Origin of the sequence: Herbaspirillum sp. B65 (assembly GCF_000333555.1) — a bacterium.
GTDB classification, from domain to species: domain Bacteria; phylum Pseudomonadota; class Gammaproteobacteria; order Burkholderiales; family Burkholderiaceae_D; genus Herbaspirillum; species Herbaspirillum rubrisubalbicans.
Genome location: NZ_BADI01001071.1, coordinates 1 through 909 on the forward strand (window position 1 = coordinate 1; position 909 = coordinate 909).

The following is a 909-nucleotide window of genomic DNA, read 5'->3' on the forward strand; positions in this document are numbered from 1 at the left end:
CCGGCCCCCGGTCTGCTATCATACGGGTTTGCTGATGTTGGCTGCTCGCCCGCGGCTGCNGAAGGTAAGCCCGTCAGGGCCCGCGCATCAGTGCTCCCGGTTGTTCGCCACGACGCATAACACCGCACTCCCAACGTTTTCGTTCGCTGAGATTGATCGCTTCTTCCCTGCGTTGCGCCGTCGAAGAGGATGTTTGTCCGCTAACGAAACGGCAACCTATTGGTCGTTTAATTTATTGTGAAAGTTGTTCAATTGCTCCCGCACATGGACAAGCCTGTGGCCCGTGCTGATGCCGCAAAAGGCCCGGGCTTACCGCCTCGGACGATTTCGGTCGCCCCCATGATGGACTGGAGCGAATTAGGTCTGGATGTCCTATAGGTAATGGGCTGGTAGTATTTTTTGTCCAAATTTTGTCCACTACGCGCGGAATTTGCATATTTGGAAGGCACTTGGGCACACAGTTCGGGTTGAGTTGGCAAGTCAAACTGGAACGAGCTGGACAGGGCAGCGGCTACCTAGACGGCGATAAACGTCAGAAATGCGCTTCTGGCCGATAAGCGACATCTCGACTATGCCGAAGTCAGTTTGATGCTATCGCTGTAGAGGATTGGCGTGGGCTTGCTGCATGTCTTCCTGCTGGAACGAGGCCAGTGCGGCCACGCTGCTCATCCACTTGTCGTGGGCCGGCAGGAAATCGCTCTTCAACTGCTGGGCGGCATCGAAGTAATTGTTGCTGCCCACCTGCTGGCGGATCTGCTCGACCAGCGGGAACAACTTCTTGCCCTCGCCGCTGGTGGCCAGCAGCAGTTCCTTGCCGCGACCGTCGGGGGACAGATCGGTGAGCTGCTTTTCATAGCCCGCATAGGCTTGCAGGATCTTGCCCAGATGCGCATCCTCGGTCTGCCTCGC

The 909-nt window shown here is 57.2% G+C and carries 1 pseudogene; it reads right to left on the reverse strand.

Going from position 1 to position 909, the window contains the following annotated elements:
* Window positions 1-591: 591 nt before the first annotated feature.
* Window positions 592-909: pseudogene (locus I5W_RS25375) on the reverse strand (methyl-accepting chemotaxis protein); the annotation flags it as partial.